Annotated in this window: 19 protein-coding genes and 1 tRNA gene; 5 read left to right on the top strand and 15 right to left on the bottom strand. The window is 45.0% G+C overall.

Annotation, left to right across the window (positions count from 1 at the left end; all coding sequences use genetic code 11):
- The coding region (recJ, locus tag RDQ32_RS07295) for a single-stranded-DNA-specific exonuclease RecJ (RefSeq protein ID WP_308579735.1) at positions 1 to 1660 on the bottom strand (1660 nt) is incomplete at its 3' end.
- Between the two features lie 249 nt (positions 1661 to 1909).
- Between recJ and RDQ32_RS07290 the strand changes: the two genes are divergently transcribed.
- Complete coding sequence (locus RDQ32_RS07290; protein WP_242650869.1) at positions 1910 to 2848, top strand: CPBP family intramembrane glutamic endopeptidase; 939 nt, start codon at positions 1910 to 1912, stop codon at positions 2846 to 2848.
- A 291-nt stretch (positions 2849 to 3139) separates the two neighbouring features.
- Here RDQ32_RS07290 and RDQ32_RS07285 read toward each other — a convergent pair whose 3' ends face one another.
- Positions 3140 to 4789 carry a helicase HerA-like domain-containing protein gene (locus RDQ32_RS07285; protein WP_040648419.1) on the bottom strand — a complete coding sequence of 550 codons (1650 nt, stop codon included), beginning with the start codon at positions 4787 to 4789 and terminating at the stop codon, positions 3140 to 3142.
- A 134-nt stretch (positions 4790 to 4923) separates the two neighbouring features.
- On the opposite strand from RDQ32_RS07285, the gene RDQ32_RS07280 reads away from it, so the two are divergent.
- The gene (locus RDQ32_RS07280; RefSeq protein WP_040648629.1) at positions 4924 to 5367 is read left to right on the top strand and encodes an Rrf2 family transcriptional regulator; all 444 of its coding nucleotides are present in this window, start codon (positions 4924 to 4926) and stop codon (positions 5365 to 5367) included.
- A 111-nt stretch (positions 5368 to 5478) separates the two neighbouring features.
- Here the strand turns inward: RDQ32_RS07280 and RDQ32_RS07275 are convergent.
- Both RDQ32_RS07275 and RDQ32_RS07270 read right to left on the bottom strand, forming a co-directional pair.
- Positions 5479 to 5552, bottom strand: a tRNA-Arg gene (locus RDQ32_RS07275).
- A gap of 56 nt (positions 5553 to 5608) precedes the next feature.
- A complete protein-coding gene (locus RDQ32_RS07270; protein ID WP_308579733.1) occupies positions 5609 to 6877 on the bottom strand; it encodes a bacterial transcriptional activator domain-containing protein in 1269 nt (422 codons plus the stop codon).
- Between the two features lie 145 nt (positions 6878 to 7022).
- Between RDQ32_RS07270 and RDQ32_RS07265 the strand changes: the two genes are divergently transcribed.
- On the top strand, positions 7023 to 7709 hold the full coding sequence (locus RDQ32_RS07265) for a response regulator transcription factor (protein WP_007156548.1): 687 nt from the start codon (positions 7023 to 7025) through the stop codon (positions 7707 to 7709).
- 94 nt (positions 7710 to 7803) lie between these two features.
- Complete coding sequence (locus RDQ32_RS07260; protein ID WP_007156549.1) at positions 7804 to 9159, top strand: cell wall metabolism sensor histidine kinase WalK; 1356 nt, start codon at positions 7804 to 7806, stop codon at positions 9157 to 9159.
- Between the two features lie 259 nt (positions 9160 to 9418).
- On the opposite strand, the gene RDQ32_RS07255 is transcribed toward RDQ32_RS07260, so the two are convergent.
- The 11 genes from RDQ32_RS07255 to secA form a co-directional block, all read right to left on the bottom strand.
- Positions 9419 to 10426, bottom strand: coding sequence for an asparaginase (locus RDQ32_RS07255; protein ID WP_007156550.1), 1008 nt, complete (start codon positions 10424 to 10426; stop codon positions 9419 to 9421).
- Entirely contained in the window at positions 10423 to 11442 is a 1020-nt protein-coding gene (locus tag RDQ32_RS07250) for an NAD(+) diphosphatase (RefSeq protein ID WP_007156551.1), read from the bottom strand. The genes RDQ32_RS07255 and RDQ32_RS07250 overlap by 4 nt, the downstream gene beginning before the upstream one ends.
- Positions 11443 to 11491: 49 nt before the next feature.
- Positions 11492 to 12355, bottom strand: a complete 864-nt coding sequence (locus RDQ32_RS07245) for a 2-C-methyl-D-erythritol 4-phosphate cytidylyltransferase (protein WP_007156552.1) — start codon at positions 12353 to 12355, stop codon at positions 11492 to 11494.
- A gap of 10 nt (positions 12356 to 12365) precedes the next feature.
- On the bottom strand, positions 12366 to 13382 hold the full coding sequence (gene tsaD, locus RDQ32_RS07240) for a tRNA (adenosine(37)-N6)-threonylcarbamoyltransferase complex transferase subunit TsaD (RefSeq protein WP_007156553.1): 1017 nt from the start codon (positions 13380 to 13382) through the stop codon (positions 12366 to 12368).
- A 43-nt stretch (positions 13383 to 13425) separates the two neighbouring features.
- Entirely contained in the window at positions 13426 to 14337 is a 912-nt protein-coding gene (locus tag RDQ32_RS07235; RefSeq protein WP_007156554.1) for a ribonuclease Z, read from the bottom strand.
- A 3-nt stretch (positions 14338 to 14340) separates the two neighbouring features.
- Positions 14341 to 14781: a ribosomal protein S18-alanine N-acetyltransferase gene (rimI, locus tag RDQ32_RS07230; protein WP_007156555.1), complete on the bottom strand. Its 441-nt coding sequence runs from the start codon at positions 14779 to 14781 to the stop codon at positions 14341 to 14343.
- A 92-nt stretch (positions 14782 to 14873) separates the two neighbouring features.
- A complete protein-coding gene (tsaB, locus tag RDQ32_RS07225) occupies positions 14874 to 15647 on the bottom strand; it encodes a tRNA (adenosine(37)-N6)-threonylcarbamoyltransferase complex dimerization subunit type 1 TsaB (protein ID WP_308579732.1) in 774 nt (257 codons plus the stop codon).
- A 119-nt stretch (positions 15648 to 15766) separates the two neighbouring features.
- A complete protein-coding gene (gene tsaE / locus RDQ32_RS07220) occupies positions 15767 to 16201 on the bottom strand; it encodes a tRNA (adenosine(37)-N6)-threonylcarbamoyltransferase complex ATPase subunit type 1 TsaE (RefSeq protein ID WP_308579731.1) in 435 nt (144 codons plus the stop codon).
- A 160-nt stretch (positions 16202 to 16361) separates the two neighbouring features.
- Positions 16362 to 17612: a homoserine dehydrogenase gene (locus tag RDQ32_RS07215; RefSeq protein WP_308579729.1), complete on the bottom strand. Its 1251-nt coding sequence runs from the start codon at positions 17610 to 17612 to the stop codon at positions 16362 to 16364.
- 41 nt (positions 17613 to 17653) lie between these two features.
- Positions 17654 to 18790 carry a peptide chain release factor 2 gene (gene prfB / locus RDQ32_RS07210; protein ID WP_308579728.1) on the bottom strand — a complete coding sequence of 379 codons (1137 nt, stop codon included), beginning with the start codon at positions 18788 to 18790 and terminating at the stop codon, positions 17654 to 17656.
- A gap of 94 nt (positions 18791 to 18884) precedes the next feature.
- Entirely contained in the window at positions 18885 to 21470 is a 2586-nt protein-coding gene (gene secA / locus RDQ32_RS07205) for a preprotein translocase subunit SecA (protein ID WP_040648425.1), read from the bottom strand.
- 214 nt (positions 21471 to 21684) lie between these two features.
- Here secA and raiA point away from each other — a divergent pair, with 214 nt between their 5' ends.
- Positions 21685 to 22215, top strand: coding sequence for a ribosome-associated translation inhibitor RaiA (gene raiA / locus RDQ32_RS07200; protein ID WP_308579726.1), 531 nt, complete (start codon positions 21685 to 21687; stop codon positions 22213 to 22215).
- Positions 22216 to 22345 lie beyond the last annotated feature (130 nt).

The following is a 22345-nucleotide window of genomic DNA, read 5'->3' as shown; positions in this document are numbered from 1 at the left end:
TGTACACCTGAATCTTTGGATAGTATAACAGATTAAATCTATTTCGACTAGATTTTTTGTTCAAAAATTTTTCTCCATCCTCAAAGAGTACTCCCTCTACTCGTGTACCTTGTTCATCTTCCAGATATAATTTGATGGCATTTTTGTTTTTTCCCACAATTTTATAATCCTTTAGTAAAACATTCTTTTGAGCAAAGGCAGGCTTTTCATTGCCTCTTCCGAAGGGTTCCAAGCGGGACAAGGAACGAACAAAATCCTCTTTTAGATAGGAGAACGGTAGGACCACATCAATCCAGACCTTCTCCTCCAAATCCTCCGCCTGAAGCCTTGCATTTTGCAGAAGAGCTTTTTTTAGCCCGGGAACATTTTCCTTAGTAACGGAAAATCCGGCCGCCATGGGATGACCTCCGAAGCGTAGCAGCAGTTCCTTTTGTTCCTCCAGGCGTTCCGCCATAGGATAACCGGGAATGGAACGTCCGGAGGCTTTACAGCTTCCGTCCTCCCCATTGGTGAGGATAAAGCAGGGACGATAATAGGCTTCCCGTATCCGTCCCGCCACAATTCCCGCAAGACTTTCATGTAAATCGGGAAGCACCAAAAACAGCAACGGCACATCTCCTTCCTGTTCCGCCAGCGCCTTCGCTTCATCCACCCCTTTTTTCGTCATTTCCTTTCGTTCTTCATTTAAGACCAGTAAGTGTGCTGCTTTTTCCTCAGCCTTCCCTTCATCCTCCTCCAGGAAAAGAGAAAGCGCCAGCATCGCACTTTCCAAGCGACCTCCCGCATTGATGCAGGGGCCGATTTGAAAACCGAGAGTATAGGAGGAAATTTCCTGCTCCGGCAAAATATGGCACTGCTTTAGAAGGGCCTGCATACCGATATTTTGAGTCTTTTGCAAATGGGTCAGGCAATACTTTACGATAACACGATTTTCTTTTTGTAAAGGCATCACATCACAAACCGTAGCAATACCGGCAAAGCAGGCCAGCTCCTCCAAAAGCTCCAAGCCCTTTTGCCGTTTTTCCAAAAGCATTTTCATGAGAAGATAGCAGACCATGGCTCCGCAGATTTCTTCATTAGGATACTTACTGCCCTCTCTTTTGGGATTCACCACGGCAAAGGCTTCCGGAATCCTTTTCTTTCCATCCTCATCTCTTCGTAAGTCATGATGATCCGTAAGCAATACATCCATACCGTAGGATTTTGCTTTCTCCATTGCAGAAAATGCGGAAATACCGTTGTCACAGGTAATCAGAAGGGAAATTCCTTCTGCCTTTGCCTCCTCGATAATCTGCTCGTTAATGCCGTAGCCGTCCAAAATTCTGTGTGGAATCACCACGGAAAGCTGCTCTTTGGAGAAAAATAAGGAAAGTGCCTTCGCCAATATGGTAGAGGCACAAACCCCATCCACATCATAGTCTCCCACAATCCGAACTTTTTCTCCCTCTTTCATGGCTCGCTCCAGGCGATTTAAAAAACGAATACTGTCCGGCAAGAAAAGAGGAGAAGGAATCTCTTCTCCCTCTAAAAAATTCCGCATTTCTTCTTCTGTTGTTAAATCTCGATTCCGAAGAATGCGAACCAAAACCGGATCCAGAGATAATTTCTCTCCCAACTCCTGAAAATCTGCCTTTTTCCCGTATACAAACCACTTTTTCATTTTTTTCCTTCTTTATTCAATCTTATTTTGCCGATGCATCTCATTATGAAACTTTACGCTGTATCTTTCATGAAACTTTATGCTGTATCTCCGGATGTATCGCTCTGCTTCTATTGCTTTCCCTACTTCCGGCCTATCCAAAGCCAACACTTCCTCCTGTGCAAAATCCTTAAATTAATTTGCGGAAGTATTATTTTTCTTGTATAGTAGAAAAGTCCGGGCATGTATTTTGCGATTAGAAATGGAGATATGATGAATTTATTAGAAATCAAAAGAGATTTAAATAAGAGTGCCTTAGCCCTTTTGTTATATGTATTGTCCGTGCAGATTTTAGCTGTACTTTTGGTGCTGCTTCTGCCTTTAACTAAGATTCCTTTACTATCCGATCAATACATCTGCATGGTCATTTCCGTGGTCATCAGCTATTGTCTTTTGAACAATATCTTTCCGAAAGAAACAAGCGCAGAATCAGCTAAAGAAATAGGCACAGAGCCAAATCCTGAAAAACCAAGCTTTACTGTTCTGTCTTTCCTGCACTATTTCATGCTTTTCCAAGCCGCCCAGTGGATAGGAGGAATCATCAATTATCCGATTATGACCCTCTTTACCAAGCTTGGCTTAAACCTGTCTTTTTCCGAAGAAGCGGCAAGAGGGGGAAGCCTGACAAATGCCCCTATGCTGTTTTATACGATTTTGGTGGCTCCCCTTATGGAAGAACTGGTTTTTCGAGGAGTCTTTTATCACCGCTTCCGTTCCTACGGAAAATATTTTGCAGCCTTCTGCACCGCATTTTTCTTTGCTTTAATGCACAGCAATTTCCTGCAATTTGCACCGGCCTTCAGCATGGGAATTATTCTCTTCTTTATCAGAGATCGTTACGGCCTTCCCTATTCCATCCTGCTGCATTTCAGTAATAACCTTTTGGCCATTGTGGTAAACAACCTGTCTCAGGGTTCAACTCTGATTCAGGGCATCTACAGTCTATTCCTTCTTGCCGGTTTGGGATATGGCATCTACTATGTTGTAAAAAATAGAACAAGCTTGGCAGAAGACAGACAATACGAAAAGGAACACGCCCTTTCCTTAAAGCAATTCTTTTCTTCTCCCCTCTTATGGGTAGATATCGTCCTGATGGTGGCTCTGGCCTGTGTCAGCCTCTTTGTCCCCATGGATGCCGGGGCAATGTAAAAACAAACTAACACAGTTTTTGTGCATATAGGTCCGGAATAAGGGGTAATCTGAGCCCGTGGGTACTTGCAAAAAACAAATGAAATGCGTTTTTTGCAAGTACCCCTAAGGCTAGACTTTTCTTCAGAAAAGCCTAGCCTGGACAAAGCCAACTTCCGAAGGACGTTGCTTTGCGAAGCAAAGTGAGCAGTGGTTAACATAAACCACTGTTCAGCAGGGCGAAGTTAGCGAGAGCGTGCCCCTGTTCCGGACCTATACTGCATAAAAATAGTTGATTTTTTACATCTCTCCTTATTTCCCAAAGAGAGTTTCCAGGATGCCTCTTCCAAAGGCAGCACCGATATTTCCACCCAGTCGTCTTCCCAAGCCTTTTCCAAAGACGGATTTTCCGATACCGGAGCCGATTTCCCGGCCTATGGAGCCGGAAACGGAGCGTCCCACGGATTTCATTACGGTCTTTTGCTTGGACTTTTCTTTTTCCAATTCCCGTTCCTGACGAAGGCGTTCCTTTTCTTCTTCCTTTTCCTTAAGTCTTTGGACTCTCTCCTCTTCTTTCTCCTGCTTAGCTCTTTCCTTCTCCTCCGCCTTTTCCTGAAGAAGACGGTTTTTCTCTGCTTCTTTTCCTTCTAATTCCTTCTGGAAACGCTCCTGCTCTTCCTTTCCCTTTCTATGCAGGAATTCGTAAGCGGAATCCCGGTCCACAGCCTCTCCGTAACGAATATAGAGGCTTGAAGCCTTGATGGCTCTGTCCTGCTCCTCCGGGCTTGCCTCTCCCAGATAAGACTGGGGTGGGAAAATCTTGGCCTTTTCCACGATGGCAGGACTGCCGTCCTCCTGCAAACAGGAAATCAAGGCCTCTCCCGTTCCCAGGTTCTCCAGTACCTCCTCGGAGGAAAATGCAGGATTTTCCCGGAAGCTGTCCGCTGCCGCACGAATCTTCTTGCGTTCTGCCGGTGTATAGGCTCTTAAGCCATGCTGAATCTTATTTCCGCACTGAGCCAAAATGGCATCCGGAATATCCGAGGGGCTTTGGGTAATATAATAAATGCCTACGCCCTTGCTTCGAATCAAACGGGTGATTTGGTTTAATTTTTCCAGTAAGGCCTTGGGTGCATCGTCGAAAAGGAGATGGGCTTCATCAAAGAAAAAGACAAAGCGGGGCTTCTCCAAATCCCCAACCTCCGGAAGCAGTTCATAAAGCTCCGATAAAAGGTAAAGCAGGAAGGTGGAATACAGCTTCGGCTCTCCCATAATTCTCTTGGCTTTAAAAATATGGATAATCCCCTGTCCCTTTTCATTCTGCCTGAAGAAATCCTTTACGTCCAAGGCAGGCTCTCCAAAAAATTCCTTTCCTCCCGCCTCTTCCAAGGCAACTACGGAACGGATTAAGGAATTTAAGCTTTGAGTAGGCAGATTTCCAAAGGAAGCACTGTACTCCTTGCTGTTTTCCGCCACATACTGCAATACGGAACGTAGGTCCTTGGTATCAATCAGTAAAAGCCCCTCTTCGTCCGCAATCCTAAAGACCACGCGCAAAATATCGCTCTGCACATCCGTACAATTCAGCACTCGGCTTAAGAGCAATGGCCCCATCTCTGAAATCGTGCAACGTAAGGGAATCCCTTCCTCCTTCGAAAGGGCAAAAAGCTCCACAGGGAAGCCCTGATAACGGAATTCCTCCTCTGTAAGCTTGCATTCTTCTCTTCTCTTTTCAATCCCTTCGGAAGCTTCTCCCGGCTTTAATAGACCGGATAAGTCTCCCTTTACATCGGATAGAAACACCGGAATTCCCAGGGAAGAAAACTTTTCCGCTAAAACTTTTAAGCTTACCGTCTTACCTGTTCCCGTTGCTCCGGCTATAAATCCGTGACGGTTAATTTTATCGGAAAGAATAGAAATTCTCTTTCCTTCTTCGTTTATGGCAAAATCAATTTTAGACATAGGCTCTCCTTTTTGTGAAATCAGTAATGCCATTTTACTAAAAAACCATTCTCTTGAACATTGCTTTTTTTAATAAACTTGTCAAAACTCCCAGTGCTATGCTAGGATATAAAAAAGCTATGGAGGAAAAGAATATGATGATTTCAACCAAAGGCCGTTATGCCTTAAGTACCCTGATTGATATAGCTGAACAGGAAAAGAAAGGAAATCCCGTTTCTATTAAAGAAGTAGCGGAACGACAGGGAATTTCCGTAAAATATTTAGAGCAGATTATCGCCCTGATGGTTAAGGGAGGCTTTTTAAAGAGCGTCCGGGGAGCCAAGGGGGGATATCTTCTTTTAAAGGAAGCAAAGGATATTTCCGTGGGAGATATTTTAGATGCTGCAGAGGGAACCCTCTCCCCTGTGGATTGTGTGAAAGAGGGAAGTAATTGTGAACGGTCTGCCAGCTGCCCCACCTTCCCCTTATATAAGGAAATAGACGAAGCCATCTATGCCGTAGTGAATCGCTATAGCTTGGAGGATTTACTGCAATGCAATTCCAAAGGAAAGCTGGAGCATTGTCCGAGTAAGAACTAAGAAAAGAGAGAATCCAAACAAATCTTATAGTGCTGATGTAAAACGATATATCCTACATTAGCTGAGCATTAAGAACTAAAAAAGACGATGAAGAAATTCATCGTCTTTTTCTGCGTGCGACAGGATTCGAACCCACGACCTTCTGGTCCGTAGCCAGACGCTCTATCCAGCTGAGCTACGCACGCTTGCGAAACGCAAGGAATATCATAGCAAAGCTTCATTTTCCTGTCAAGCACTTCTTCTAAATCTCATCCATTGCACCGTTTCTCTCCAAGATTCCGGGAATCTCTGCAAGAGATACGATACGATAACGGAACTCTGCACGAGAGCCTGCCAGCTCCTTTAATCTTCTGGAGATTCTCTGATAAATGATGGCACAGTCTTCTCTCTTGGTTCCAATCAGAAGAATCAGATACTGGGAGGAAGAATACTTGGTGTAAACGTCTCCCTTTCTTAAGCCTTCGGATAAAGACTGCTGTAAAATCTCAGCACGGGTGTTCAGCTTATCCTGATTCTGGATGGGCTTTCCTTCATAATCCACCAAGGTGCAAAGCATCATAAAGATGGAAGAACCTCTTCTTTCCAGATTTCGTCTAAGCACATGATAAACGTCAATAAAGCTGGTGAAGGGGCAAAGGTAAGCGCCAATCTTCCTGGTTCCCATCTCGCTCTTCAGCTTCTCGTCCTTACGAACAATGTTGGCCTGAATCTGACGGATATCGTCGGTTACTACACGAACATTGTCGGAAAGTCTTTCGTAGCAAGCCCGTAAAGCATCGGGAATGGGTACTTCCAACTCGTCCTGATAGTAGTGAGCGCACTTCATGTACAAATCGTATGCGGTCTTATAATCCTTCTTCAGAATCAAAGCATCAATCATCTCGATCTGCCATCCGTTGTCCGGATAGATTTTATTGGCCTGATCGTACATCATGAAAAGCTCTTCGTATTCCTGATGCTCACGGTAATAAGCCCCTAAGAATTCAATCACTTCATCATAAAGGCGCTTTAGGCGAACGCTCTCCAAGATAACCCAGTAGTCTGTAGCAAACTCCGGCAATAATTCACCCTTGTATATCTTAAAAGCCTTCTGATAGTAAGACAACTTCTTACTATCTTCCTTACTGTTCTTCGCCTTTAAGCAAATGTCTTCGAATTCCTGCACGTCCATGACGTAATCATACTCAGGAAGATACTCCGGAGCATAGATTCCTCTTTTTCCGTCAATAATCTTCTTTCCGGGCATCCCCGCCTTCTTTAACTGGGTTCTCGCCTGGTGGAGCAGGTTATTCAAGCTGTTGTTTTCATCCAAAAGGGACTTATGACCGAAAATTCCATCAATCAAATCTCTTTTGGAAATGCCCCCCAGCCCTCTTAAGAGGACAATTTCGGTGAGCTTTAGGAAATTGGCTTTATTGTTATTTCCTAAGTCTAATTGCTTATCTCCGATGTAAAGAGAAAAGCCACCCAGCATCTCTACATAAATTCTACTTTTCTTTTTCGCTTCCATAATCGTCCTTTATCAAAAATACCATTTGTTCCTGCCTATTTTAAGATTTTTTTTATCGCTTGTAAAGCTTTAAAAGGATAAATATTTTGGCTTTTTTCAATATTTCCTGTATTATACTAGGAAAAACGGAAAAAAGGAGACTCCTATGCGAATTTTATTAGTAGAAGACGAGAAAATTCTATCCAAGAGCATTAAAATGATTTTGGAGCGGGCGGAGTATGAAGTAGATACGGCGTATGACGGGGAAGAGGCTTTGGAGTATGCCAAAACCGCCATTTACGATTTAATGATTTTAGATGTGATGATGCCCAAGCTGAACGGTTATCAGGTGGCAAGACAGCTACGTAAAGAAAAAAACGGCCTGCCTATCCTGATGCTTACCGCCAAAAGTCAGCTGGAGGATCGTATCGAAGGCTTGGAGGGAGGTGCTGACTACTATCTCACCAAGCCTTTTGACAAAAGAGAACTACTGGCCTGCATCTCCGCCTTATTGCGAAGACAGGGACAGGAAGTGAACAGCTTAAGCTTCGGAGATTTAAGTCTGGATTTGGATAGTAAGGATCTTTCTTCCGGAGCACATAGTCTGAAGCTGTCCAAAAAGGAATTTGAACTGATGCGTATGCTTTTACAAGGGAAAAATCAAATTCTAAGTAAGGAGCAGATTCTCCAAAAGGTTTGGGGCTATGACAGTGATGCGGTGGAAAACCATGTAGAGGTTTATGTGGGATTTCTCCGGAAAAAGCTCAGACTTTTGGAAAGCAGGGTTAGCATCCAAAGCCGCAGAGGTCTGGGATATTTTCTGGCAGAGCAGGAAGAGGGCAAAGAGGAGTAAAAAGGCTTACAACCTTTCTTATAAAAGAAAAGCGAGTAAGTAAGGTAAGAAAGGAAAGAAAGAATAGAAAGGAAGAAAGAAAGAAAGGAAAGCAATGAAAAAACAGAAAATTCGTATTATGGCACTCCTCTTTTTGCTCTTTACGGTGATGCTGCTGATATTATCCTTCACCAACTTTAACTATAGTAAAAAGGCCCAGGAGGAGCAAATGGATATGGAGCTGGAGCAACTGATGTTCCCCGGCTTTCGAAACGGACATGAGACCCTGCCCAGTCGCTATTTTTCCTATGTAATTTTGGAAATTGGTGAGAATAACGAAATAACAAGCCAGCAAAGCTCCCCTGCATGGGACTATTCTTCCTTTGATTCTCCCCCCTCCGAGAAGGGGCCGGAAGGGCAGGATTCGGGTTCTCCTCCGATGAATAAGAAGAGCAAACAAAAGGATGCTCCTTCGGAAACAACTGTAGAAACGAGTTCTTCAAAAACTGATGCGAACAACAACGAAGAGATCTACACTGATGAAAGTTCCGAAGTGTTAAATACTATCGTAAAGAAGATTCTGAGTAAAAGAAAAAGCTCCGGTACATTCTATCGTTATAAGCTTCATTACCTTCTTAGAGAAGAAGGGCAAAAAACCTTGATTTTAGGAGATTATCAGAGAGAGCTAAATATGCTGAACAAGCAGGCTCTTTCCACTGCTCTCTTGGCTTTGGTACTGATTCTGCTGTTTCTTCCCTTAGACTACTTCTTTTCCTCCTGGGCCATTCGTCCCAGTGTGCAGGCCATGGAAAAGCAAAAGCAGTTTATTTCCGATGCCGGCCATGAATTAAAAACGCCATTAGCTGTCATAGCCGCTAACCTCTCTCTTTTGGAGGATCAGGATTTATCCACGGAAACTCGGGATTTTGTTCAAAACATCGCTGTTATGAGTAAGAAAATGCAGGGATTGGTGGAAAAGCTTTTACAGCTTTCCCGTTTAGAGCAGCAGGTATTCACCTATGGCGAAATGGATTATTCCCGACGAGTTTCTGAAATCTGCCTGCAAATGGAAGCACTGTTTTTCGAAGAGGGAATAGAATTAGATGTTGACCTAGAACAGAATATTGTTTTAAAGCACGCTATAGAAAGTCAGGTGGAGGAGGTTTTACGAATTTTTCTGGATAACGGACGAAAATATGCGGATAAACCCTCTACCCTCTTTGTAAAGCTTTACAGAGAAAAAAATATGGCCATCCTTTCCGTGGACTCCGCAGGAAGAAGCTTGAGCAAGGAAGAATTTGAAAAAATATTTTCCCGCTTTACCCGACTGGATGAGGCCAGAAGCCAGAGTGAAAGCTTCGGTTTGGGACTATCCATCGCCAAAGAAATCGCCGCCAACCACAAGGGAAAGGTCTTTGGCTACGGAAAAAATGGCAGGAATTGCTTTGTCCTTGCCCTCCCTATACAGTAAAGAAAATAGGATGTGAAGTAAAAGAGATTTCTAAACTTGCTTTCATGCAAAATAGCTTCGCTGCAGGGGTAATCTGAGCCCGCGGGCACTTACGAAAAACGACTGGAAGGAAGTTTTTCGCTTAGTACCCCTGCGTAGGCGAGGTTAGCGAGAGCGTGCCCCAAAGCGAAGCTGTTTTGTCGGAAAGCAAAGCCAGTCATTGCTTCACATCCTATTTATTATTTTCGTAAGGTAATGGGACAAGGAAAAGCAATTCCTGCTATTGCACCGCACAGAGAATATCGTTGTTGATGGTGGTGTAGAACTCCTTCTTTAGGCCGGGATAGTCCCCTTTGTACTTGGCCATCAGGTACATTAACTTGGTAATGGTGGCTTCCAAGGTCATATCATAGGCTTCCAAAAGCTGGAAGTCTTTTTTGATTTTCTGTCCCACCTGATAAATCTCCATATTGGAGCCTTCGTTTACCACCTGGGTGGCCATAACAATGATTTTTCCCTTTTTCTGCCACTTCTCCATTTCCTTGTAAAAGACTTCCTGCATGCTTTCCGGAATACCGCCTACGCCGAAGCTTTCCATGACAATGCAATCATAATTTTCAAAAAGATAGGAAAGCATTTCCGGTCTGGTACCGGGAATCAGCTTTAAAACACAGATGGAATCATCCAAATCCAAATGGAATTCCACTGCCTCTCTCAGGGGTAGATAGGGAATATATCGAATGATTCTGCCGTCCTGCATTCTGGCCAAGGTTGGGAAATTCACACTTTGAAAGGCATGGAAGGAACGAGCCATCATTTTCTTCGCTCTGGTACCGGAAATCACATTGCCGTTAAAGAGAAGAACCACATTTTCCGAATAAGGGTCACAGGCGTAGCGCACGCTGTCCAGAAGATTCATCTTGGCATCGGTACTGTCCTGATTAATAGGCTTTTGGGAGCCTGTAATGACAATAGGCTTTCTGGAATACTGTACCATATAGCTTAGCGCCGCCGAGGTGTAGGCCATGGTATCCGTGCCGTGTAAAACCACAAAACCGTCATAACGGTCATAGTTTTTTTGAATACAAGCCCCCATTTCCCGCCAAATCTTAGGTTGCATATTGGTGGAATCCACATTGCAAAGCTGAACAATGGAAAGCTCGGCAATCTTCTGTAGTTCCGGCACAAAGGCAATGATTTCCTCTGCACTAAGGGAAGGACTCAGTCCATCCTCTGTTTGCTTGGAGGCTATCGTTCCTCCTGTGGCAATTAGCAATACCTTTTTCACCCGTTTCTCCTTCCGTGTAATTCAAACTTTCCTTCTTTAAAAGTCCGCATCATCTCATTGGTTAAGCTGAAATCATTTCCCTGGAGCTCCAGCTCCTCCCGACTGAGCCAGACCGCCTCGGAAAGCTCTTCCTCCTCTCGAATAATCTGAACCTCTCCCATCTCCGTAAAAGAAGCCTTTTCCTCATCCACTTTTGCAAAATATCCTAGGAGCAAATCATCCGCCATTCCCCAGGGTTGGGATTTATAATACTTTACTTCCTTAATGGGAACACCGGTTTCTTCCATAGCCTCCCGAATCGCCGCTTCCTCCCCGGTCTCCCCAATCTCGATAAAGCCTGCCACAAGGGCGGGTAAGTAGCTTAGTCTGTTGGCGTATCTTGTGCAAAGGATTTTTTCCTTATGGATGATTCCCACAATGACTGCCGGCATAATCTTCGGATAGAAGACCTCCTGACAGTTGGGACAACGCATGGCTCTTTCTTTTTTGTCCTTCTCCGTCTTAGTGCCGCAGACACCGCAATAGCGGTGCTTTTGATAAAAATGAAAGAGATGCATCCCTGTATTGGCCAAAAAGAGCAGAGACTTCGGTCCTTTAAACTCCCGTCGCAACTCTTCCAAAGAAAGGTATTCTCCGAATTCCACGATATCTTTCAGCAGATAATAGTCCTGCCCGTCCAAGGAAAAAAGGTAGGTAAAGGACTTTCTCCAGTCATTTACCATGGCCTGCTGCTCTCTCTTTCGGGATAAAGCATTTTCCTGTACTTCCTCTTTTTCCTTGGGAAAAGAAGCTAAATACTCTTTAATTTTATAAAAGGAAAAACCCTCTCCCTCCGGACATCTTAGGCTTAAACCATCTCCGCTCATGATAGCATCCGAGGGATCCACCTTCTTTCCTGACTCTCTTTTTACCAAAACCGACTTGCCTGAAAAAGAAAGGAAAAAATCCTCCTTTCCGGGCTTTTTTTCCGGATAATATTGATTTTGAAAATGATGTTGTCCCAGGTCTTGAATCATCTGGTCTTATCCTTTCTTACACTACTATCTAAATTCGAAGGATCTCACACTATTTTTTACTATACTCTTCCATGAATTTTAGATAAATCAAATCTTCAGGCACTGTAATCTTTTGGTTCTGCTCTTCCCCTAAAACTAGATAGGGCTGTTCCTTCGTAAAGGCTTCCACCATCATGGCGTCATCCGTAATGCTTAGCCCCTCTTCTTTCTTCTCTAAGAAAGCGTTATAGGCTTCCCAAAGTAAAGGAAAGGAAAATGCCTGGGGAGTCTGAATCCGATAAAGACTGCTTCTATCTACGCTTTCCTGCACAATACCCTTCTCCACTCGCTTTATGGTATCTGTCACCGGAAGCCCCGGAATCACTGCCCCATAGGACTTTCTTGCCTGATAAATTCTTTCACATAAGTCTAAACTAAAGCAGGGCCGTGCCCCGTCATGGATAAAAAGAGAGAGCTCGTTTTGAAGATTTTTGCTTTCTCCATGCTTTATCTCCTGCTCTTTTTTATGCTTTTCTCTATTCGATTCCCTATTTTTCAAAAATTCCAAGGCGGAGTAAACAGACCAGTAGCGTTCTGCCCCTCCCTCAATCAGGGAAACTACTATGCCTTCCTGTGTAAGCGGAGAAAATGAAGCAGCGAGCTCCTCTTTACATTGTGCGGATTCTCCTTCTAAGAACCGAAGCCCCAGCTCTTCCCTCCATTGCTTAAGTTCCCCTTCCACCCTTTCTTTATCTTCCTTGGAAAGAATCAAAAGAATTTCTTTGCACCTGTCCCAGCTGCAAAACTTTTGCAGGGCGGAATAATACAAGGGCTTTCCCTGAAAGGGCAGAAACTGCTTTTTTTCCTTGCATCCCATACGGCTGCCTTTTCCGGCCATCAGAAGGATGACGGTAATTTCTCTTTGATTAGGCATTCTTCCCTCCCTAGCCTTCCGTTAAAGCCAAAGAAGGATAAGCATTCAAAGAAGCCTCCCCCCTTTTTCCTGCCTGATAATCATAATAGGCTGCTGCCGCAATCATGGCCGCATTGTCCGTGCACAGCACAGGGCTTGGGCAGTAAAAGCTTAAACCGTGAGCCTTCGCCTTCTCTTCCATCTTCCTTCGAAGACAGCCATTTGCGGAGACGCCTCCCGCCACAGCCATTTTGGATACCCCTAAATCCAGAGCAAGCTGTAGGCATTTTTCCGCCAAGTCCTCACAGACTCCCTCCTGAAAGGAGGCACAAAGGTCTGCCACCCTTATTTCTTCTCCTAACATTTTCTTATGGTTTAACTCATTTAAAACCGCAGATTTTACGCCGGAAAAGCTAAAGTCATAGGGAGTATCCAGTTTGGCCTTGGGAAAATGATAGGCAAAGGGGTCTCCCTCCTTCGCACTCTGCTCCAGCTTCGGGCCTCCCGGATATCCCAGTCCCACGGCTCTGGCAATCTTGTCAAAGGCTTCCCCCGCCGCATCATCTCTGGTTCTTCCATAGATTTTGATTTTTCCGTAATCCTCCACATACAGCAGATGGCTGTGGCCACCACTGGCCACCAGGCAAACATAGGGAGGAACGCAGTCCTGATGGGCAAGATAATTTGCCGCAATATGTCCTTCAATATGATGTACCGGAATCAAGGGCTTCTGAATGGCGTAGGCCAAAGCCTTGGCTTCGGAAACCCCCACCAAAAGAGAGCCTACCAGTCCAGGACCATAGGTTACTGCCACCGCCGTAAGCTCGGAAAAGCTTTTCCCCGCCTCATCCATAGCCAGACGAATCACCTCATCAATCTTTTCCAAATGATTACGGGAAGCAATCTCCGGCACTACCCCTCCAAACTCTGCGTGAAGAGCCACCTGAGAGGAAATCACATTGGAAAGCACTTCCTTTCCGTTCTTTACCACTGCCGCTGCGGTTTCATCACAGCTGCTTTCGATTCCCAGAATCAAAACATCTTCCATAAAACTGTACTCTTTCTTTCTGTACTCTTTTTATACTCTTTCTCTATTCCTCTTCTTCAAAGGAAATGTCCTTGCTCCAAGCATCTCTGGCGAATTTCACCGGAAAAATATGGCTGAACTTATCCTTATACTGCTCCGGATAAACCTCCGAAGGAGAATAGTGGGTAAGCCACATTTCTCTGGGCCGGGCTTCCCGGCCTAAGATGGCTGCCTCTTCCATAGTCATATGCTTGTGTTTCTTGGCATTGGAGAGCTTGTCCTCCTCCCCATACATTCCTTCACAGATAAACAAATCCACATCCTTCGCCTTTTCGGCTATCCTTGGAATCGGTCTGGTATCGGTACAATAGACTACCGAAATCCCCCGTCTTGCCTCTCCCATGACCATATCCGGGGTAAACAGACTGCCCTCATGCTCTACCGCTTCTCCATGTTGCAGGCGATTCCAGCAGGACACGGGAATGCCCGCCTCTCTTGCCCGTTCTACGGAAAATTTTCCGGATCTGGGAATAGTGATTTTATAGCCAAAGCAGGGAATACTGTGTTGTACCTTAAAGGCCTCTACCTGAAAGCTTTCACAGGAAAATCTCTGCTCTTCTTCCTGAATTTCTATATATTCGATGGCAAAGGGAAGCTCCGGTGCAATACTTCTTAGTCCATTTACCACCCTGGCCAGTCCTTTAGGGCCAATCATGGTCACCGGCTTGGTTCGCTCCGCATTTCCCATGCTAAGCAACATTCCGGGAAGTCCGGAAATATGATCTGCATGGTAGTGGGTAAAGCAGATGGTATCAATGCTGTAGGGGCTCCACCCCTTCTCCCGCATGGCAATCTGGGTTCCCTCCCCACAATCTATCAAAAGACTGGACCCGTTACAGCGTAACATTAAGCTGGTGAGCCAGCGCTTGGGAAGGGGCATCATACCGCCGGTTCCCAGTAAACATAATTCTAACATAATTTATTGTATCGTCCTTTCCATGAGGATGGCATCCTCTTCCGGATCCCGGTAATACGCCTTTCTTTTGGAAAAGGCCCGAAATCCCTCTCGTTCATAGATTGCTTTGGCAGGGTCATTGCTTTCCCTTACCTCTAAAAATATTTTCTGAATGGCTTCCCGATCTCCTATGGAGAGAATTTCCCGAAGCAGTTGTTTCCCAAAACCCTTACCTTGATGCTTTTTCTTCACGGCAATGCTTTCCAGCTCTCCTTCCACGCCTAAGACTCTCAGAATCGCGTAGCCTAAGATTTCCTCTTCCTCCATCAAGACAATGGCTCTATCGTATTTTCCCTCCACGGCACGAAGAAAATCCTGCCGGGAATAGGCCATACTGCCAAAAAGTGCTTGATCCATCTCCCAAATCTCTTCCACATCCCGTACTTCCATGTACCGAAAAAACATTTCTCCTCCTTGATTGTAAGCAATGAGTGGTAATTGCTCTTTCCAAACAACTTACTTGATTCTTTGATAGATTCCATTCCACTCTGCCCACTTTATTCGTGAATCGGATAGTTCTTCGCAATCAGCTTATCCCTGGTTTTTCCTAAGTCTTTGTATGCCTCTTCCTGCACAATCTGGAAATCCTTTAAAACTCCTGCTTCCTTTTCTCTTTCCGCCTGAGGCTTCCTTAAATACTCCAAGTGAAATCCTGCTTCCAAGCCTTCCGCCTTTTTCTTTTCTCCCAGTAATGCCAGGGAAGCGGCTCTTTGCAGGGTGTTCTGGGGATTGGGGAAGAGGCAGCGTTCCTTCTTAAGGCTCTCTTCAATCTGCTTTCTATAGGGAAAAATGCCGTCTCCCAAGAAAATCTGCTGCCCTTCCTGTTCTTTTGCAAAGGCAAGAAGCTCCTCAATACTCACCGCCCTTTCAGGAGAAATGCACTGCCCCAAGCGATAAGATGCGGTATAAACCTGTCCTCTTCTGGCATCCAAAAGCACATGGATGGGATTTTGTAAAAAACTCAGATTTTCCTGCAGCATTTCCAAGGTACTGATTCCATAGATGGGAATATTTCCGGCTAAAGCCAGTCCCTTTCCTGTTGCCGCTCCGATTCTAAGACCGGTAAAGGAGCCCGGACCCTTGCACAGGAAAATCTGATCCACCTCTTCTAAAGAAACCTTGCAATGCTCCAAAAGACTGATACAAAGAGGCAGTAAGGTTTCAGAGTGGGTGAGCCCGATTTGTAAATCCATCTCCCCTAAAATTTCTCCGTCCTTTACAAGACAAACCCCGGAAACTCGTCCGGAGGCATCTAAAGCTAAGCTTATCATTTTTTATCCTTTTCTTTCATAGATTACGCTATTTCGCAGATTACTCTATTTCATAGATTGCTCTATTTCCTATTCTCTGTTAAAGAGTTTTTCCACAAACTTTCATAGTTTTTCTTACTCTACTTCTCTTTATCGCTGTCTTCCATACGGATTTTTCGAAAGGAAAATCCCTGGCTTAAATCCTTCTCAATATAAATCCATTTGGCTTCCGGAGGAATATCCTCCTTGACCTGACTGGCCCATTCCATTAAAGCAATGCCTTCCCCGGAAAGCATGTCCTGAAAGCCGATTTCCCAAAGTTCCTCCGGATCTACGATACGGTAGAGGTCGAAATGATAGAGCTTTTCTCTTCCCTGATATTCCTTCACGATGGTAAAGGTGGGGGAATCTACATTTTCCGAAACCCCCAGGCCCTTGGCAAAGCCCTTGGCAAAGACGGTCTTTCCTACCCCCAGGTCTCCCTCCAGACAGTAAATCTCGCCTTTTTTGGCTTCCTGTCCCAGGAGAAAGGCCAACTGATAGCTTTCTTCCTCACTATTGCTAATCCACTCCATCCCTACTCCTATTCACAAAAAACGCTGGTGCCTTAGACGCCAGCGTTTCTTTTTATTCTTCCCCGGTGTCGTAGGCAAGACCTATGTCATCGAGTTCCATACAAGCGATATTCCCAAAAAGAAGCTCTCGTTTCTGCTGCGGCTAGCCGGCGATATCTCCTTACTCCTCCGAACCGGAATTTACACGAAGGTAGTGGAATACTCTCCTTCCGGTTTCATCTTCGAAAGCGGAAAGACGAGCCAGAAAATCTTCTTCGAAAAGAATATCGGAAATAATGGCAAATTCATCCTTTCGTCCGGGAAGAACATGAACCTTTACCTTTCCATTCTCTACGAAGTAGCTCTTTAACTCCTTCTCAATTCCTTCTTCCGTCCCTTCAATGCGAAGGAAATAACGGAAAGCATTTCCGCCCATGGGCTCTATTTCAATCATTTTATCGGACCAACCGATTCCCTGGAAATTACTTTTATGACGTACTGCCGCAATGATATCGGAAACTACCGCACTGGCAGTAGGCAGCTTACCGGCTCCCATGCCGTAAAGCATGGTGGTTCCCAGACAGTTTCCTACGATACGAATCCCGTTATACACACCATTTACCGGATAGAGAGGATCCTGCTCCTCCACCATCATAGGTGCTACATAAGCAAAATATTTATCCTCCACGGTCTGTACGGAGCCCAAAAGCTTGATGCTGTATCCTAAGGCCTTGGCATAAGACATATCAATATCACTGACATTACGGATTCCTTCCGTGTAAATGTCCTCATGGCGACAACGATTGCCGGAGGTCATGGAAAGGAGGATGGCCGTCTTTCTGGAGGTATCAAAGCCGTCGATATCCGCAGAGGGATCTCTTTCCGCATAACCCAGTCTTTGCGCTTCCTTCAAGGTGTCCTCAAAGCTGGAGCCTTCCTCCCTCATCTTGGTTAAGATGAAGTTGGTGGTACCGTTTAAAATACCGGTAATTTCTGTCACATTTTCCCCGGCATAGTTATGATAAAGGGTACGAATAACCGGAATTCCGCCACCTACGGAAGCCTCGAAATAGAAGTTACAGTTATGCTCCTTGGCAGTTCGAATCAGCTTGGAACCGCAGGCATCCACCACCGCCTTGTTAGAGCTTACCACATGCTTGCCCTTTTCCAGACAGCTTTTAATATACTCGTAAGCCGGATGAATTCCTCCGATAGATTCCACCACCAGCTCCACTTCCGGATCATTTTCAATGACGGAAAAATCTGTAGTGACCAAGGCATCCTCCACACCGGGAATATGCTCTTTTCTGGCCAGAATATACTTTATTTCAATATTTTCTCCGCCCTTTTTCTCAATCTGTGCCCTATTCATATCCAGCACTTCTTTCACGCCGGATCCGATGGTTCCGTAGCCCATGATGGCAATCTTCATCTCATTCGCCCCTTTCTTCTCCTAAGAAACTTTTCCCATTTTTAGTCATTTCCCGCAATCTTTCGATCCGGACAGCCCAACTGCATCCACTTCAGATAAGCGGAAATGAAACGATCGATATCTCCATCCAAAACCGCATCCGTATTGCCGCTTTCTTCTCCTGTACGCAGGTCTTTTACCATACGATATGGCTGTAAAACATAAGAACGAATCTGGGATCCCCAGCCGTTATCCTTTACTTCTCCTCGAATGCCCGCAATCTTCGCTTCCTGTTCTTCCTTTTCCTTCAAATAAAGCTTGGTTTTTAACATCTGCATGGCCTTGTTTTTGTTCTGAATCTGAGAACGTTCCTCCTGACAGGCTGCCACAAAGCCGGTGGGAATATGAATCAAACGAACCGCAGAGGAGGTCTTGTTAATATGCTGTCCACCTGCACCGGAGGCACGGAATACCTCCATCTTGATGTCCTCTTCCCGAATCTCAATGTCGATATCCGTCTCGATATCCGGCATAACATCACAGGATACAAAGGAGGTCTGCCGCTTTCCCTGGGCATTAAAGGGAGAAATACGAACCAAGCGATGGATGCCGGACTCGGAGCGAAGGTAGCCGTAGGCATATTCCCCCACAACTTCCATAGTAACGGACTTTATGCCGGCTTCATCTCCATCCAGATAATCCAAGATTTTCACTGTAAAGCCATGTCTCTCCGCCCATCGGGTATACATCCGGTAGAGAATGCCTGCCCAGTCATTGGCCTCCGTTCCGCCTGCTCCGGCATTTAAGCGAAGGATAACGTTCATGCAGTCATATTCTCCGGACAAAAGGAGGGTGGTATTCATCTGATCCAATCTTTCGGAAAAGCTTTCCAGTAATTCCCGAATCTCCGGAATTACGGAATCATCATTTTCCTCTTTTCCCATCTGAATCAGGGCTTCAATATCCTCATAATTGCCTTTTAGCGCAGTAAAGCCTTCCAGCTCATCCTTCAAATGTCTCGCCTCTGTGGAAAGCTTGTTGGCCTTCTCCGGATCCCCCCAAAAATCAGGTTCCTCCATCATACGGTCCAACTCTATGATTCTTTTTCTCTTGGTATCCAAGTCCAGAGCAGCTTCCAACTGCTGTAAGGGCTCTTCCTTGGAGGAAAGTTCTGATTTAAATTGATCAAACTCAATCACAGAGGCTCCTTTCTCATGCTCTTCTTACTATTTACTCTATTGATTCTTGCTTTTGGATCTTAATTCTTACTGCAACGGCTCCTCTGAAGGGCAATTAATTCTTCTGATAGAGGTTCGCGCCGTGGCACTGCTTATACTTCTTTCCGGAACCGCAGGGGCATGGATCGTTGGGATAAATCTTTCTGCCTTCTCTTTGCTTCGGACTTCTTACCGCAGATTCATCTCTATTGGTTGCCAATGGCTTTGCCACCTGCTCTCTTTCCACCTTCTGCTCCAACTTAATCTGGTACAGCACACGGATGGTTTCTTCCTGAATGCTTCTCATCATATTCTGGAACATCTCATAACCGGCAATCTTGTATTCTACCAGCGGATCCTTCTGTCCGTATGCCTGCAAGCCGATACCGTCTCTTAAAATATCCATGTCATCGATATGGCTCATCCACTTCTGATCCATAACCTTCAGAAGAATTACTCGCTCCGCCTCTCTCATCTGCTCAGGATTCGGGAACTCCGCCTCCTTCTGCTCATAAAGACGAATGGCCTCTTCCTTCAATCTCTGGCTCAGCTCATCTCCGGTCATGTTCTCATATTCCTCTTCCGTAAGTCTTAACTTCTTTAAAGGAATAATGCTCATCAGTGTGTCATTCAAGCCGGACAAATCCCATTCCTTGGGAGTCTGTCCCTCTCCGATACACTCGGCAACATAATTATCCACCGTATCCGTGATAAAGCGTACAATGAGAGGACGCATATTGTCCCCCTCCAATACCTTTTCTCTCTCAGTATAAATGACATCTCTCTGATCGTTGTTAACCTCATCATACTTTAAGAGGTTTTCACGGATGCCATAGTTGTTTAACTCAATCTTTTCCTGTGCCTTGGCAATGGCATTGGAAAGCATCTTATGGTGAATCTGTTCTCCATCCGGTACACCCAGAGCCTCAAACATGCCCATCAATCTTTCGGAACCGAAGAGACGCATCAAGTCATCTTCCAAAGAAATGAAGAACTGGGACTGTCCCGGGTCTCCCTGTCTTCCGGCACGACCTCTTAACTGATTGTCGATTCTTCGAGACTCGTGACGCTCCGTACCAACGATATGAAGACCGCCGGCAGCCTTTGCCTCATCATCCAGCTTAATATCGGTACCACGACCTGCCATGTTGGTGGCAATGGTCACCGCACCGTGTACACCGGCCTCCGCTACGATAGCCGCCTCCTGCTCATGGAACTTGGCGTTCAAGACATTGTGCTTAATGCCTCTCTTCCGAAGCATGGAGGATAAAAGCTCGGAGGTTTCAATGGCAATGGTACCTACCAGTACCGGGGCTCCGGTCTCATGGATAGCCTGAATCTCATCCACTACCGCCTGGAACTTTTCCTTCTTAGACTTATATACCGCATCATCCAAATCAATTCTCTGTACCGGTCTGTTGGTAGGAATCTGGATAACGTCCATGGAGTAAATGTTTCTGAACTCCTTTTCCTCGGTCTGGGCAGTACCGGTCATTCCGGCCTTCTTCTTGAACTTGTTGAAGAAGTTCTGGAAGGTAATGGTAGCCAGGGTTCTGGACTCTCTCTTTACCTGTACATGCTCCTTGGCCTCGATTGCCTGATGCAAACCGTCGGAATAACGACGACCGTTCATAATACGTCCGGTAAATTCGTCAACGATTAAAACCTCATCATCCTTAACCACATAGTCCTTATCTCTGAACATCAGGTTATGGGCTCTTAAAGCCAGGATAATGTTGTGCTGGATTTCCAGGTTCTCCGCATCCGCCAGGTTGTTAATATGGAAGTACTTCTCCACCTTCTCCACACCCTGCTGGGTAAGGTTTACGGTCTTTTCCTTCTCATTTACGATAAAGTCTCCGGTCTCTTCAATTTCTTCTCCCAAAATCGCATTGATCTTGGAAAACTCGGCGGACTCTTCTCCTCTTTCCAGCTGTTGTGCCAAAATGTCACAAAGCTCATAGAGCTTGGTGGACTTTCCGGACTGTCCGGAAATAATCAAAGGTGTTCTCGCCTCATCGATTAAAACGGAGTCCACCTCATCGATAATACAATAGTTTAAGCCCCGAAGTACCTGCTGGCTCTTGTAAATCGCCATGTTGTCTCTCAAGTAATCAAAGCCCAATTCATTGTTGGTTACATAGGTAATATCACAAGCATAGGCCGCCTGTCTTTCCTCCGTGGACATTTCATTCAAAACCGTACCGACGGTTAAGCCAAGGTAACGGTGTACTCTTCCCATCCACTCGGAGTCACGCTTAGCCAAGTAATCGTTTACGGTAACGACATGAACGCCATTTCCGGCAAGTGCATTCAAATAAGCGGGACAGGTAGACACCAGGGTCTTTCCTTCTCCCGTTCTCATCTCCGCAATACGTCCCTGATGAAGAACGATTCCACCAATCAACTGTACGGGGAAATGTTCCATACCCAGCTCTCTCTTAGCCGCTTCTCTAACGGTAGCAAAGGCTTCAGGCAGTAAGTCATCCAGGGTTTCTCCCTGTGCCAAACGATTTTTAAATTTCTCTGTCTGTCCCTTAAGCTCTTCCTCGGACATAGCAGCCATCGTGCTCTGTAAAGAAAGGATCTTGTCTAACTTAGGTTGGATCAGCTTCAATTCTCTCTGTGAGTGGGTACCAAATATTTTCTCGAAAAGATTCATTATCCTATACTCCTTCTCCATACAATCTCTGTATGGTTCCGTATAAATCTATAACTCATAGATTCTACCATTAGTTCCAAGCTTATTCAAGGTGTTTCCGCCATACAGATTTGTTGATTATTCACAAGATTTTCATACCACTGCATCAAAAAAAATGCTATACTCAAGAAAAGAAGAAATTCTTTTGGACAACTGAGAAAGGAAGGAATTTTTTATGAAAATTACCATTACCGGAAGAAACCTTAGTCTAACCGATGGACTAAAAAATGGCGTGGAGAAGAAGTTAGGGAAGCTGGACAAGTTTTTCCAGGCGGAAACTCCCTGTAACGTAACACTTTCTACCCAAAAGGATATGCAGAAAATCGAGGTAACCATCCCTGTAAAAGGAAGCGTTATCCGTGCAGAGGAAGCTACCCCGGATATGTACCAGTCTATTGATCTTGTGGTGGATGTTCTGGAGCGGCAGATTCGTAAATACAAGAACAAATTAATTCAGCGTCATCAGGCAGGTTCCGACTTTAGTTCGGAATTCATCGATGAGAAGCCGGCACAGGACGAGGAAGAAATCAAGATTGTTCGTACCAAGCATATTGATTTAAAGCCTATGACTGCAGAAGAAGCTTGTTTGCAAATGGAGCTTCTGGGACACAGCTTCTTTGTTTTCCAGGACGGAAATACCGGAAAGGTCAATGTAGTCTATAAGAGAAAAGCCAACAGCTACGGTCTAATCGAGCCGGAGGAATAAACCCTTAAAACACTAAAAAGAGAGCTGTAAAGAATCAAAATTTTTAGAAATTTTCAGCAATATAGGTCTGAATGCGGGGTAGTCTGAGCCCGTCGGTACTTACTGAAAGCAAGTAAAGCGAAGCTTGAAG

It is taken from the genome of uncultured Oribacterium sp., assembly GCF_902481605.1.
GTDB classification, from domain to species: Bacteria; Bacillota; Clostridia; order Lachnospirales; family Lachnospiraceae; genus Oribacterium; species Oribacterium sinus.
This window is presented reverse-complemented; position numbering and strand designations above follow the sequence as displayed.